The sequence below is a fragment of the Amycolatopsis echigonensis genome (assembly GCF_014174495.1).
In the GTDB taxonomy this organism is placed as follows: domain Bacteria; phylum Actinomycetota; class Actinomycetes; order Mycobacteriales; family Pseudonocardiaceae; genus Amycolatopsis; species Amycolatopsis echigonensis.
This window is the reverse complement of the sequence record NZ_JACJHR010000070.1, coordinates 1-12457: the sequence shown is the minus strand read 5'-3', so window position 1 is coordinate 12457 and position 12457 is coordinate 1. Positions and strand designations below refer to the sequence as shown.

General features: G+C 68.8%; 14 protein-coding genes. All 14 read right to left on the bottom strand.

Translation table 11 applies throughout. The features are described 5' to 3' along the window. Positions 1 to 32 precede the first annotated feature (32 nt). Positions 33 to 1226 (bottom strand): SU10 major capsid protein, encoded by a 1194-nt coding sequence (locus tag H5411_RS34870; RefSeq protein WP_183126269.1) that lies wholly within the window; start codon positions 1224 to 1226, stop codon positions 33 to 35. A 45-nt stretch (positions 1227 to 1271) separates the two neighbouring features. After that, entirely contained in the window at positions 1272 to 1997 is a 726-nt protein-coding gene (locus H5411_RS34865; RefSeq protein WP_183126268.1) for a hypothetical protein, read from the bottom strand. Positions 1998 to 2067: 70 nt separating this feature from the next. Beyond that, complete coding sequence (locus tag H5411_RS34860) at positions 2068 to 2280, bottom strand: Acb2/Tad1 domain-containing protein (protein ID WP_183126267.1); 213 nt, start codon at positions 2278 to 2280, stop codon at positions 2068 to 2070. An 11-nt stretch (positions 2281 to 2291) separates the two neighbouring features. Beyond that, positions 2292 to 3332: a VG15 protein gene (locus H5411_RS34855; protein ID WP_183126266.1), complete on the bottom strand. Its 1041-nt coding sequence runs from the start codon at positions 3330 to 3332 to the stop codon at positions 2292 to 2294. Then, positions 3316 to 4779, bottom strand: a complete 1464-nt coding sequence (locus H5411_RS34850; protein ID WP_183126265.1) for a phage portal protein — start codon at positions 4777 to 4779, stop codon at positions 3316 to 3318. Before H5411_RS34850 ends, H5411_RS34855 begins: the two co-directional genes overlap by 17 nt. 22 nt (positions 4780 to 4801) lie before the next feature. Further along, a complete protein-coding gene (locus H5411_RS34845) occupies positions 4802 to 6415 on the bottom strand; it encodes a terminase (protein WP_183126264.1) in 1614 nt (537 codons plus the stop codon). Between the two features lie 2 nt (positions 6416 to 6417). After that, positions 6418 to 6891, bottom strand: a complete 474-nt coding sequence (locus H5411_RS34840; RefSeq protein WP_183126263.1) for a phage terminase small subunit — start codon at positions 6889 to 6891, stop codon at positions 6418 to 6420. Positions 6892 to 7096: 205 nt separating this feature from the next. Further along, a complete protein-coding gene (locus tag H5411_RS34835; RefSeq protein ID WP_183126262.1) occupies positions 7097 to 7462 on the bottom strand; it encodes a holin in 366 nt (121 codons plus the stop codon). 226 nt (positions 7463 to 7688) lie between these two features. Continuing rightward, a complete protein-coding gene (locus H5411_RS34830) occupies positions 7689 to 8786 on the bottom strand; it encodes a HigA family addiction module antitoxin (protein WP_183126261.1) in 1098 nt (365 codons plus the stop codon). A 14-nt stretch (positions 8787 to 8800) separates the two neighbouring features. Then, positions 8801 to 9106 carry a type II toxin-antitoxin system RelE/ParE family toxin gene (locus H5411_RS34825; RefSeq protein ID WP_183126260.1) on the bottom strand — a complete coding sequence of 102 codons (306 nt, stop codon included), beginning with the start codon at positions 9104 to 9106 and terminating at the stop codon, positions 8801 to 8803. 383 nt (positions 9107 to 9489) lie between these two features. Beyond that, positions 9490 to 9810: a hypothetical protein gene (locus H5411_RS34820; protein ID WP_183126259.1), complete on the bottom strand. Its 321-nt coding sequence runs from the start codon at positions 9808 to 9810 to the stop codon at positions 9490 to 9492. Between the two features lie 90 nt (positions 9811 to 9900). Then, the gene (locus H5411_RS34815) at positions 9901 to 10461 is read right to left on the bottom strand and encodes an LppA family lipoprotein (protein ID WP_183126258.1); all 561 of its coding nucleotides are present in this window, start codon (positions 10459 to 10461) and stop codon (positions 9901 to 9903) included. A 9-nt stretch (positions 10462 to 10470) separates the two neighbouring features. Beyond that, a complete protein-coding gene (locus H5411_RS49095) occupies positions 10471 to 12105 on the bottom strand; it encodes an alpha/beta hydrolase (protein WP_183126257.1) in 1635 nt (544 codons plus the stop codon). A 50-nt stretch (positions 12106 to 12155) separates the two neighbouring features. Next, positions 12156 to 12457, bottom strand: a 302-nt coding sequence (locus H5411_RS34805; protein ID WP_220817896.1) for a type VII secretion target, incomplete at its 5' end; no start/stop codon positions are given.

Sequence of the window (12457 nt, the reverse complement as noted above, 5' to 3'; positions counted from 1 at the left end):
CCCGTGATCACTCGATGCGCCACGGCGCTACCTCACTTCAGGTTGAGGATCTTGGCGTGGGCGCGCTCGTTGCCGTACTTGAGCCCGACCTCGCCGTAGATCTGGTTGCGGTCCTTCGCGCCGGTCTTCGCGAGCGGCTCCTGGAAGAAATGCCCCTTGCCCGGGATGTCCAGGTACACCGGGGAGCACTGCTCCATCGACACGATCGCGACCGAGGACTGCGACATCGCGCGGTCCAGCATCACGTTCAGCGTCCCGAAGTCGGTGTCGATCCGGTCGACGGTGACGCCGCCGACGTTGCCGACGAGTTCCTTGCGGACGTAGTTCCCGGCGGTCACGTAGGCGTTGGTGATCGCCCGCTTCTGCGCGGACCCGCACAGCAGCGTCGCGGTGGCCTGCTCGCTCAGGCCGCCGTTGTCGTAGGCCATCTGCAGCGTGTCGTCGACCATCGTCTTGGTCAGCGCCACGCCCTTCGACCAGACCACGGTGCCGTTCGCGGTGATGTCCACCGGGACGCCGTTCTTGGTGCGCGAGACCTTGAAGTCGTTCGCGGTCAGGCCGTTGGCGAGCACGTAGTACGCCTGGCCCGCGATCAGCGGGGTGGCGGTGCCGACGTTGGAGAACGTGACCGTGTCGCCCGCGACCAGGCCGTGCGTGGTCAGGGTGATCAGGTCCGTCGACGCGGCGGCCGTGCCGGTCGCGGTGACGCCGCCGGCCGCGTCGGTGACGTTGCTGGCGATCGCCGACATCAGGCCGCGGGTCTTGCGCGCGGTCGTGTTGTCCGACGGCTTCTGGTAGACGCCGTTGATGAACGACCAGTTGATGTCGCGCACCATCTGCTTGAGCATCTGCTCGGTCTGCCAGTCCAGCTCGTTGAGGACCGGGTTGGACTGGCCGTTGTTCAGCCCGGACTTGCGCTGGTTCGCGGCCTGCTTGGTGTAGGAGACACCCACGGTTTCCTGGTGGATCTGCAGGATGTTGGTCGCGTTCCCGCGGACCCGGTTCTGCTCGGCGGGCGCGTCTTGGCCTTCCAGCACGGTGTTCTGTGCCGCGTCGCGCAGGTCGTAGGTCTCCCACTCGAATTCGTAGTCCGCGGCCTGCCCGCCGCCGCCGCTCAGCCCGCCGATCGCGGAGAAGAACGGCGTGTCGGCCGGGGTGAGCGCGTAGAGGATGCCGGAGTAGTTCGGCAGGTTGTAGCTGGTGCCCAGTGCGGTGATCCCAGACATCTGGGTTTCTCCTTCTCAGGTCTGGGGCGCACGGAGCGCCCGCTGTTACAGCTTCGCGTTGGCGAGCTTCTGGTTCTGCAGCCGCAGAACCGCTTTGATGTCGCCCTTTTTGGTGGCCTCGGCGATCTGCGCGTCGAGGTCGGGCGGAGTGCCGCCCTGCCCGCCCTGGCTCGGGTCGGGCCGCGGCGTGCCGGGCGTGGCCGGTGCCGTCGGGAACAGCGTCTTGAGCTGCTCGGCGTGCGCCTTCAGCTCCTCGAAGCTGTTGCCCTGCAACAGCGCGGCCTGCTCGGCGGTGAAACCGACGGCGTTCGCGACCTCCGCGCGCCACCGCGCGGTGTTGGCCTCGGCCAGCTGCTTCTCGTGGTTGGCGAGGCGTTCGGTGATCTGCTCGATCTCCGACTTCCCCGCGCCCGGGTCCCCGGTCGCGCCGAGCGCCTCGGCGAGTTTCTGCAGCGGTTCGAGCGCCTTGAGTCGTGCTTCCATGTCGTCGGCGCGCTTGCGTTCGGCCCGCAGTGCTTTCTCGCCGTTCGGCCCGAGCGGCCTGTCCTCGCCCGGTTCCTTCGGCGGATCGCCCGCCGGCGGCTGGGTCGGGGCCGGGGTCGGCTGCCCGGGAGGCGGGCCGGGCTTCGGCGGTTCCTGTGCCTGCGGGTCGCCCGCGGGCGGTGCCGGCGGGTTGTCCTCGGCACCGAAGATCGGCCACACGGGACGGCCGCCGACGATGCCGACGGCGCGGAGCCCGGTGCGCGGGTGGACGGGAAGGTCGGTGTTCACAGGGGTTTCCTCCATCGCAGAGGGGTTTGCCCGGGCCGCATCGCGCGGTCGGGAGCTGTAAGGCGCGCAGTCAGTGGGTGCGCGCGATGGCCGCGTTGGCCCAGAACATGACCTCTTCGAGGTGCGTGATCGCGAGCGACTTCTCCCGGCCGTCCGGGACGCGCTCGTTCAGCTCGTCGGTGAGACGCCGGCACGCCTGGCGGACGCTGGTGTGCTCGTTGCGCTTCTCTTCGGTCGTCGCCGCGTGGAAGTCGAACCGGTTCGCGATGTCCTCGGCCTGCATCTCGTCTCCGTTCAGAGGATGTAGCCGTGCAGGCGAAGCATCTGCACGGCTTCGTCCCGCGACGAGGCGTCGCGGTAGATCTGTTCCGGCATCAGCCGGGCGGTTTGCGCGCCGCGGATCCGCACCGTTCGCGGCCCGGCTTTCGTCTGCCGGGTGTGCGTGGACACCACCCGTGTTCCTGCGTCGCCGCGCGGCGCGACGAACGCGGTCGGGTCGCCGGTGATGAGCCGGGCGCCGGCGATGCCGCGCCGGGTGATGCCCTCCCGGGTCCGCTTCTGGCCACCGGCGGTGTACATGCCGCGGTGGGCATTGACGACCTGGGACAGGTCGGCACCTTCCTGGATCGCGTGCGTGTCCGCTTGGGACAACCCCCGCACCCGGCCTTCCTCGAACGCCTTGCGCGGGTCGGTGGTGAAGTCGTCAGCCGTGTCCTCGGCAGCCGGGATGTGGACGCAGTCGCAGTTCGGGTGGCGCTCGAAACCGGCGCTGTACCGGTAGAACCTGCCCGCGAGGATCACGCACCGCGGGCACGAGTCCCCGACCAGCATCCGCACATAGCCGGTGCGCGGCCTTACCGCGACCGCGATCCCGTCCGCGACCCGGCCGGCGTCGGCGACCTGGGTGCGCATCGTCATCTCGAGCGTCGCCTGCCCAGTCGCGAGCGCCCGGTCCAGCCATATCCGGTCGAACTGCCGCAGCTGCGTGCTGATCGCCCGCTTCGTGGCGATGACCGGGTTCAGCAGCAGCGAAGCCAGATCCCGCCCGTCGGAGGCGATCCCGGCCAGCGACTCGGCCACCACTTCCCCGGCAGGCTCAGGATCGAGCCCCTGCGCGGCGAGCGTCTCGGACACGTACCGGTCCGCCGCCCGCGCCGCGGCCAGCTGCGCGCTGGTCACGACCACCAGCAACCGCGCCAGCATCGGTGCCCACGACCCGCTCAGGTTGGCCGGGTCGACTTTTTGCCACAGCCGCCGCCCCTCCGCGGCCGCCGAGCGCGCCATCCGCTGCCGCGTCGCGTAGTGCCGCCGCGCCAGATCAAGCGCCGACGACACCGGCAGGCTCCGGAGCCGGGTCCGTCACCGGCGGCTGGATCCGGTCGGCGAGCACGCCGATCGGGTCCAGCTCGGCCGCCTTGCGGTCGGCCTCGTCGTCCTCGCGTTCCATCCGCCGGATCTGCGCGTCGCTGTAGCGGAGATCTTCCCGCGTCTGGCGCAGGGTGACGATCGGTTTCTGCCCCGGCGGCGCGGTGTACTTCTTGATCGCTGCGTCCGCGCTCTGCGCCTGCGTCGGGGTCGACGGGTCCCGCCACCGGGTCTCCAGCATCCGGTACCGCGGGTCCCACTCGCCGGTCTGGAACCGCTTGATCAGTCGCCCGGTGCGCTCGTAGCTCCCGCCGAACGGCGTGTGCTTCCGCTCGGACCGCTTGATGAGCCGAACCTCGGCGGCGAGCCGGGATTCCGCCGACGGCGGGTTGTCCGTCGTCAATCCGAAGTAGTCCGGCGGCAGGCCGGACAGCGACGAGGCGATCCGCGCGAGCGCGTTGATCGATTCGTGGAACCCGGCCAGGTTCGCCGCCGGGAATGCGAACTCCCGCGCACCGTCGTCGACCCCGTTCGGGACCGTGAGGAACTTCCGCACCAGCATCTGGATCGCGGTCAGCTTGTTTCCCTGCGCGTCCTCGAGATCCTCCGGGGACACGCCGAAGAACCCGCGCACCGGCAGCGCCGCGGACTCCGCGCCGAGCATCATGTCCGTCGCGATCTTGTTCGCCGCGTCCGAGATCGGGATGATCGGAGCCAGCTCCGAACGCCCGTACCGCGGCGAGATCGGCGCCTGGCTGGTGATCGTGCGCGCGCCCGACAGCCGGCCGCCGTTGACCAGCGCCACGACCGGCGGCATCCCGAGGCCGTGGTTGTCCCGCTGGTCTTCCTTCCAGCCGTTGTCGCCCCGCCCGTACCAGATCGTCGAGTTCGGCAGGTACAGCGACGCCGACCGCTCCGGCTCGTGCGCGTACGTACCGCCCTCGTTCACCCGCCGCAGCGCGGCCAGCACCTTCCGGGTGCGCGGATCGACGTAGGCGAACATCTCCAGCGGCGACTCCGCCGTCACCAGCGGCGTGTCCTCGTCGTCCTCGTTCGTGCCGACCGTGATGTACGAGCGCTTCATCACCAGGGCGTCCACGCGGCCCATCTGCGACTGCTCGTCCATCTCGTTGGCCTGCCACACCCGCCACAGGTCGGTGTCTTCGCCGTCCTCGTCCGGCAGCCGGAAACCCTCCGGCTCCAACCGTTCCTCGATCGCGTCGACCACCAACTGCGGCCACCCGATGATCACCGGCCGGATGTGCTCGCCGACCTCGCGGAAAATCTCCGGATGCATGTACGCCAGCGGCTGCGTGCCCTCGTAGTAGCGGTTGAGCATCTCCAGCTCCGGCAGCTCGGCATCATGCCGCACCGACAGGAACTGCACCCACTCCTCAGGCGTGTCCGGCAGCGCCAACGCACACACCCCCTTTGGCTTGCTACAGCGCGACGACCTTCCGCCGCTTCTTCTGCCACCCGCCTTTGGCGAGCGCGTCGAGCCGGGCCTGCCAGGAAATGCAGCCGGCCATCGCGAGGTCGATGAACAGATTCGAGTCGGGACGCTCCTTGTAGATCGTCCACAAGGGAGTGTCGTCGTCGTCCAACACGTTCAGGTCCCCGCGGCGGGCGTTGCTGATGTGCCGCCACATCCGCTCGTCGCCGTTGTTGGTGACCTCGCCGGTCACCTGCGCCGTCTTGTAGGCGCGCATCGCCTGCCCGATCTGCCGCGGCCGGTTCGTGTACCACTCGACGACCTTTTTCTCGCCGTACAGCCCGGCCCACCGCGCGAGGTTCGACTCAAACCGCGGCGGGTCCCCGTAGAGCAGGAACACGTTGCGGTTCTTCATGATCTCGGCGAGCGCGCCGTCGACCTGGTCGTCGGTGACTTCCCAGTCGTCGGCCTGCTCGTCGTTCTCCCACACCGCGAGCGGCCACTGCAGCCCCGTTTCGATGTGCGTGGCGACGAACCCGCACGCGTCCCGCCACCGCGCGCCGTCGAACCCGACCACGATCGGATCCGAATCCGGGAGCACAATGCCCGGCCGCGCCAGCTCTTCCTTCCAGCGCACCGGGTTGAACACCTGCCGCGAACTCGCGACCCACCGGTTGAGCCAGACCCGCTCGAAGTAGGCCTTGTCCGCGTCCGGCGTCCTGTAGAGCGCCGCGATCGAGTCGATGTCCGCCCACTTCGCCACCGCCGGACCGGACGCCTCGACGATCGCCGCGTGCAGCCCTTCGTCGGTCTCCAGGTCGTGCTGCTTGCCGGCCTCGCGGTGGAAGTAGAAGAACTGCGGGTTCTTCGACTTCCCGGCCGCGATGTCGTCGGCCATCCGCTTCTCGATCTCGGCGACCGAGCCCTCGCCCGGAACACCGGACGTGGTCGTCGTGAGCGACCACGGATCCGCAATCGGCCGCTTCGGAATGTTCGCCAGCATCGTGCGGTACGCCTGCAGCAGCCGCTGCGTCTTCATCCGGTGCGGCTCGTCGAAATGCTGATGCGTGGTCCGCGCGCCGTCGCGCGAGTCCGGTGCCGCCGCGAGCGCGACCGCTTTCCCCGAACCGTCGATCCGCGTGATCCGCTCGAGCGCCGGGTCGAACAGGTAGGCGTCCGGGCCTTCCTCGCACATCACCTTCAGCGCGGCGTACGCGAGTTCCTCGGTCTGTTCCTCGGTGTAGGCGACCATCGGGATGTACGGGTCCCGCACCGGCCGCCCGACCGGCTCGCCGTACGCGTCGAACCCGTCGCACCGCACCGGGCCCTCGGGATGCAATTCGGCCCACGCGACCCACGCCGCCAACTCGGTCTTCGCCGTGCCCTTCCGCAGCGAGATCGCGACGTGCTTGAACCGCCGTTTCCCCGCCTTCGGATGCCCTTGCGGGTACACCTCGTACGCCCGGTAGATGATCGCGCGCTTTTCGTCGTCGATCACCGCGGGCTCGCCGCGAAGGTCGCCGGGCCCGAAGCACGCGCCTTCCTCGATCAGGTCGCAGATCTGCGGGCCGAGCGTCGGCCAGGGCTCGTCGTCGTACGGCGGGACGATCAGCCCCGGCACCGCTACGTCGCCAGTTTCAGCACGGCCCGCGGGTCAGGCCGCGGTTCCTTCTCCGGCTGCGGTTCCTTGCGCGTCGCCCGCCGGCGCGCGCCGTTGTCCTGCGCCTCGTCGACCCGCTCGATCTCCCACTGCAGCCGCCGCCGGTCGATCGGCGTCAAGCCGAACGCCTGCCGCTGCAGCCGGATCTCCGCGGCGAGCGCGGTGGACGGGTTCCGCCAGAAGTCGTCGACCAGGATCGCCAGCAGGTACAGGCCGTGGATGTCGGAGATCTCGAACTCCGGCGCCATCGGGCTCGCCCAGATGTCCGCCCACCACGCCAGCGTCTGCTCGCGCCAGTCGGTGACCTCCGGCCCGTCCTCCGTGCCGATCACCCGCTCGGGAAGCGGCGGCATCTTCACGTCGTGCTCGCGCGTCAGGGTCGCCCTGGTCGCGGTCTTGTTCCGGCGAGCCGGATTGTGCTTCGGCAAGGCGGGCATCGCGCCCTCCAAGAGTCAGGACCGCGGCATCGCGCCGCCGCCCGATTTCATGATCGAAAACCTGGGGGATCCGTACAGCCAGAAAACTGCCTCCCCAGCGGTCCGGGGAAGATCGACTCCGGGGGCATCCCCCCAGGGGGTATCAGGTGCCGATGATCGACTTCAGCTCGTCCAGTCGATCACTGAAGATCGATTCGCATCCGCATCAGCGGCGGTTCCAGCCTCCAGGCTGAGCCTTGGCCGTCTCGGCACTGTGGCAGCTGGCACACAGCCCGCGCCCGTGCCGCGGGTCGTTCGGGTCCTCGCCGCGCAGCACCAGCGTGCGCCGATCGACCGGATGATGGTCAGCGTGCACCGCGACGTCGCGTCCGCACAGCTGGCAGATCGGATGCAGCTCGAGCACCGCCCGCCGGAACCGGGTCTCGTGCCGGTGGTCGTAGCCGCGTGCTCGCGCGCTGCCTCGCTGCTCCTCGGCGCGGCGCGTGCATGCGGGGCAACGGGTGCCGGCCGGTACTACCTCGGTGCACCGGACGCCTCGGGTGCCGGTGCACACCTTGCCTGCGCGTGGCATCGGGGTTGCCCTCCGCGTCCTGCCCGTGGACGGGCCTGGGCCGAGGGCTCTGCCCGACTCAGCCAGGCAGCCCCGGGAACGAGAACGGCCCTGCCAGTCTCCCTCTGGCAGGGCCGCGGTGTTCGGGGGTGGGCGGTGGGCATAGCTCACGCCCGGGTAAAGCGTGACACACGTGATCACCTGGGGCAATCACCGGGTGCCGCCACGGCGGTCGTGTCGCGTTCCCCTACTCGGTGAAGGTGCCTGCGAGGTCGACGCAGAGGCTGTTGCCGTACGAGTAGTGAAGCAGCCTGCGTCGGTGCATTTGATGGACAGCGACACCGGGAGCAATGCCAAGCTTCCTTGCAGCGTTCGCGATGTCCCTATCGCGCGTCAGACCGGAGAAGGGGGCGAGACCGGCGTCACCGAACAATGTGTCCAGCGCGAACTTGTTCGCCGCCTTCTCGGCAGCGCTGGTTCGAGTCTTCTCCGTCTTGTACTCCAAGTGCATCTCACCGCGGGGATCGTTCAGGACGTGGCCGATCTCGTGGAACAGGGTCCAGATGACGAAGCCGTCCTTGCCCCACCGTCCGGTCTGCTGGATGACAGGCACACGCTTGTCGATCCAGCGGGTCATTCCCAGCAGCGGGAACTTCTTGGGAGGATCGACCACCATAAAGACCACACCGACATCGGCGAGCATATTCGCGAGGTCCCGGAGCATGGTGGAATCGGGAGCTGCTGCCCGCGCGCGCAGCGCACCTAGCGCAGCCCGCAGCCCATCCGGGCTGTATTCGAACTCCCGCCCGCGCTCAAAGGCTTCAGCCAGCTCAGCCGCACGCAACCATGTCGTTAGGGCCGTTCGGTCTATCGTCGCGCCCGACTCCTTCAGCGCAGCGAGGGCGTAATCGCCCGTCGACGCTGTCTCGTACAGGTGCTCGTAGGCTTCCCACGTTCCGCAGCGGTGGAATGTGAGGAAGTCCTGCACAAGCTTGCCGGGCGTCCGAATCGTGGCCTTCGTCGCGCCGATGCTCCGAAGGTAGGAGACCGCGTTCGGTTCGATTTCCCCGGCGTGCGCGGACAGGTCTTCCTCGTCGGCGATGCGCTTCAGGTCAGCCTGGTACAGGGCCTCGTACTTGAGCCAGGTCTTGGCCGGGATGCCGACGACGCGCTCAAGACGCATCGCGGTGTCGGGCGTGATTGGGGCGTGGCCGTTCACGATCTCGTTGACCTGCTTGCGACTGCTGCCGAGGCGTTCCGCGAGGCGCTGCTGGGACATCCCCTGATCGTCGAGCCACTCCTCCAGGTACTCCCCGGGAGCGACTGCGTAGTTGACGGCGGTCATGGGCCACTCCTTCCTCAGTGGTAGTCCTCGATGTCGATCACGGTCGCCTCTGCGGCGGTGAGATCCCTCAGAGGCGAGGGCTCAACCAGAAGTCGCCAGTTGCCGCTGAGTTCGCCCGACCAGATCCCGGCGAGGTCGGCCTTGAGCTCGTGCCATGCTCGGCCCGGATCGTCACTTGGAAGATCCCCGATCGTGTCAGCGGCACGGAGCGCGTTGATCCGGAGCCGAAGCTTCTTCATGAGGTCAGGACGCCTGCGTCGCATCTCGCGCTCGTTCGTGCACAGCTTCTCGAGCCTGTTGTCCTTGTACCGTACTTCCAAGTCGTTGTCACCGATCTCGTTACAGTCTAACGCAGCTCACGAGGGAGTTATGCCCGATCTCCACACAACGTGGCCTCGGGTTTTGACTTCCCAGCCACAGCCCAAAACGGCCACATCGGGATGAGTCGCTGCACGGTGCCGGAGCGTTACCCCGCGACCTCAAGGGGTGGACGTGGGTCGCGCAGCATGGAACCGCGGGCGCTCCCTGCGGTCGATATAGGCGAGGATCTCCCTGAGGCTGTAGCCGCCGTCACCTCGGGTGATGTGGCCGCGGCGCACCCACTGGCGGAGCGTGGCAGATCCGACACGGAAGCGCTCGTCGCCGGTGCGGTCCGCCTCTTGGCCGAGGAGGAGGACGACGTCGGCGGCGCGGGCTCGGCCGGTCACCGCTTGCCCTGCTCGTCGGCGAGGCGGGCGTCGCGTTCGGCTTTTCGGCGGGCCCAGTTGGCGTCGACGAGCCGGTTGCGGCGGTCGCGGTCGTCGGCCATGGCGCGGCTCAGCGGGCCGGGCACGCGCTCGACAACGTAGTCGCCGGGCTGTGCGCCGTAGCCGGCGAGCTGGTTGAGCCACCAGTCACGCTCGGCCTCGGTGGTGGCGAAGTCGGACACTTCGCTGCGCGGGCTGAGGCGTTCGACGAGAAGGTCGTCGCGGGGGCTGATCCGCCACAGCCATTCCGAGTCGTCTTCACGCTGCCAGTCGCTCACGTGTTCGACTGTAGGTAGCGTGACAGCCAGGGTCAACGACCCTCACCCGTCTCGCGTCCTGCTATGCGCCTTCCCTGGCCAGTGGTGCGTCTACTTCTGCGACGGTGCCCCACGTTTCTTCGCTTCGGCGGTGAGGTGGCAGCCAGTCTCCACGCGGACCGTGGTGTTTACGGCAGTGCCGAAGTGCAGGAGCGCGCCGTCGGGCTTGCCAAAGACCACGTCGTGGTCGCCGGGCCGGTTGGTGAAGACCTTCGGCTCGGAGTTGAAGCCATAGCCTGCGGCGATCTGCCCGACCAAGGCTTGGGCGCGAGGCCAGTCCGCGTCGGGAAGGTTTCCGGGCGAGTCCCAGCGGGGCAGCCTGAGCGTCTGGCCGTCTGAGTCGAGTCCCGGATAGTCGTTGCCACAGGTGCTGCCGCTGAGTTCTCCGCCTTGTTCCCAGGTGCGGCCGAATTCGGCGGCGAGGCGGTCTCGGATGGTCTTGGCCATGGTGGTGTAGGCGGCTTGGGCCTGGTCGATGTCGGGTCGTGACAGGAGCTGGTCGTAGGCGTCGGACACGTCGGGTCCTTTCTGTCCGCAGCCACCGACCAGGACGAGCGCGAGCGCGGCGGCGAACTGCTGGGCCCGGCGGGTGCGGTTTCGGTTCAAGGGCATGGTGACTTTCTAGTGTCTTCCGGGCATGTGGTATTCGAAGCCGGGCTGGTCTTGGAGAGTGAACTGCGTGGGGGCGTCGGCGACGACGGCGGCGATGTTGTGCTGGCTGGTCGTGCCAGGCTTGAGATACTCGTTCACGCTGGAGTGCCCGGTCGAGGCTTCCAGGGGCGGTCCGTCGGTCGGGAATGAGCGGTCGGTGGACATGTGATGCACGCCGGGCATGTCGGCGGGGTCTTTGCCGAACCAGCCGGACGTGGCGACCGGGTCGCCGTCGTTTTTCAGGACGTAGGACTGGCCGGGCGGGACCTTGAGGTCGGTGATGTTCCCGGTGTCGATCCCGGGAGACCCGGCAAAAATCGCCGCGTCGACCCCGGCGTGGCGCAGCGCGATCCCGGTGGTGGTGGACCCGTAGGAGTGCCCGAGCGCGACCAGCCGCGCCGGGTCTCCCTCGCGCGAGGCGTCCAGGCCTTGCAGGAACGGCGCGAGCTTCGCCGCACCGGCCTCGGCTTTCCCTGTGCCCAGCACGTCAAGCGACTGCGGCGCGTCGTATCCCATCCACGTCACCGCCGCCGACTTCCCGCCGTGCCCGTACCGTGCCGCCATGTCATCGGCATCCTGCCTGATCTGGTCCATTCGCTTGTCGTAGTCAAGGAGATCGCCATTGACGGAGGAGCCGAACCCGCCGGTGAAAGTGACGATGTTGCTGGCGGTGTCCACGTTCCCGGACGCGACCGCAGCCTTCAGATGGTCTCCGCCGCCGTCGAGCACCAACAGTTGACGGCCGCCCGGCTGCGCCAGCGCCTGGCTTACCTTGTCAAGTTCGGACAGGCGTCCATCGATCCGATCCAGCTGGACTTGCAGGTCGTGGTGCTGGTTCTGCTGCTGCGGGTCGGACATTTTCAGCCCGTCCATGCGGCGCTGGATCTCCTCGCGCTGTCGTCGCAGATCGGCTTCCTGCTGCGCCAGCACCGTCCGGTTCGCCTTGTCCCGAGCCGAACCCGGCAGCCCGTCCATCGCCCCGACCGTCCCAGGGCTGTCTCGGATGAGAAGGTCCCGCTCGGCCGGGGACAGGGTGGCCCACCAAGCCGCGGCTTGCGACGGCGTCGCGTTCGGCGGCGGCTCGGGCGGGGCGAGACCGGGTGCTGCCAATCCGTCGGCGGCCGCGGCGGCGACCGTGGACTCGTCCCCGGTGCCGAACTGGCCCGCCGCCGCACGGTCCAGCACCGACGCGAGATCGGTGTCGATGTCGTCGGCCGTCCGCAGGATCTGCGCGATCTCGTCCACTAGTTGGGTGTGGATGCGTTCCCGGTCTTCCGGGTGCAACTCAGGCGGCGGCTGCCGTCCCGCGTAGGTGTCGGTGATGCCGCCGGCATCGGTGATCTCGAATCCGTATTTGCGGGCCAGTTCGTCGGCGTTGTAGATCGCAGTCTGGACGGCCACGATCGCGTCGGACGCCTGCCCGACGGCCTTGCCCAACGCAGCGGCTCCGGCGGCATAGGCGTCGAGAGCTTGCATGTGGGCTTTGTGCTGGGCCGCGGCGTCGTCGGCCGCAGGCCCGCTCCAGCCCTCGACCGGCATGACCTTGCCGTAGTCGTCCCCGTCATGGATCAGGACCTGCGTCCGGATCTGCAAAACAGAGAACACCTCGTCCAGCGCAGAATGGTCCCAGGCCCGGACATCAGCCAGCGACACCATCAGCGCGGCCCCCGCATCGGCGGCGCCGCAGCAGGGAACACCCCGGCCGCCGCGTGGTCACCGCGCTGATACCGGTCGGCCGCAACACCAAGGTGCTCGCCGAACCGCTGCACCTGAGCGCACCACTGCGTGAACGTCGCGGACAACGACTCCCGACAGCGCCCGGCCGCGGCCGCGGCTTTCCCGCCCCGCACCGCCTCGCCGATCCGTCCCACCGGTTCGGCGCAGTCCGCCGCCTCGCGCAGCCTGGCCGCCTTCTCCCCTACCGCCCCGCCCGCCGCTCTCAACGCGTCCGGCACCG